The 1,219-nt window shown below is 47.3% G+C and carries 1 protein-coding gene and 1 pseudogene; both read right to left on the bottom strand.

Features of this window, described 5'->3' with window-relative positions:
• The coding region (locus tag KIV40_RS30085; RefSeq protein ID WP_285352937.1) for a gamma-glutamylcyclotransferase family protein at positions 1 to 182 on the bottom strand (182 nt) is incomplete at its 3' end.
• A 4-nt stretch (positions 183 to 186) separates the two neighbouring features.
• A pseudogene (locus tag KIV40_RS30090) lies at positions 187 to 1,219 on the bottom strand (translocation/assembly module TamB domain-containing protein); the annotation flags it as partial.

Raw genomic sequence — 1,219 nt, forward strand, 5'->3', positions numbered from 1 at the left:
TTCTTTCCGAAAGCGATGCCCGGGTACGACCCAAGATCGTACAGAGCAAATTGAGGAGGCGTAATCCAATCCCCAATTTTTTCGCTCTGCTTTAAAAAGTGATGATTGTGCTGCCCTGCTCTAAGGGTTCCATAAACAAAGACTCGATGTAATCCTTGCCGTTGTTGGTTGTCTGTACTCACGACGCTACTCAAACTCAAATTGATAAAGTAGGTCTACCGCACTGTCGACACCCGAAACCGCTTCAACATATAAGTCTTGCATCAAGCGGTAACGAACGGTGAACTCACCAAGAGAGTCAAAAATAACCACGCCATACTTCACTTGTAAACCAGGCAAGATATAGCCACTAACGGTGACCTGAGAGTCTTCACCTGAGCCAGCGGTATCGAGTTGTAAATCTTGAACACCAAAGGCTTCACCTATTTCTCCAACCACTTTACCGCTTTTAGCCAAGCTAAGACCGATTAAGGTTGTCGTCATCGAGCCACTGCCCGACTCGCCATCAATATCTTGTCCACGAAGCAGGTAAGATAAGGCATTGGCTTGCGGCATCGATGGCTCAGAGTAGATATCAATAGTCGGTTCCGTCGCAGGTCCTGTCACTCGCACCCCTGCCGTCACATCGTCTTGCGTGTTATCTGGGTTTCGAATCGCATTGATCGCTACATAAGGCTGATCGGGTGGACCATTCATCAAGATCTTACCCTCTTCAATGATCAGGTCTTGGCCAAATGATTGATAAGAACCATCGACGATGTTGACCTCACCGGTAATAAACGGACCTTGATCTTTCTGGGCGACATTCAACTAACCAACCAGGTCACCTTCTAGACCAAATGCAGACAATCGAAAATCATCACCAATCGAGATATTGATATTAGTTTCGACATTGAATGGAACTTTGGTCTCGCCTTCTGGCTGTAAGTCCTTATTGAGAATCAATTGATCCGAAGAGACACCGACCGCACCAGGAGGCAGCTCTTCCACAACAATACGTCCCCAAGGCAGCGCAATATCACCCGTGATGCGAGCCAATTTAGGTGAAACATCAATCGTCATATCAGGCACAACTTTCACTTTGACCATAGGTGGGACATCCACCATCAAATCGTCCGCAAATACACGTACCTGAGTGCTCCACGCCTCAAGATCTTGCCACTGACCCGTACCTTCAACATCTAACTGACCACCCGGCGTTACGATATCCGCATCTAAC

It is taken from the genome of Vibrio sp. D173a (genome assembly GCF_030248475.1).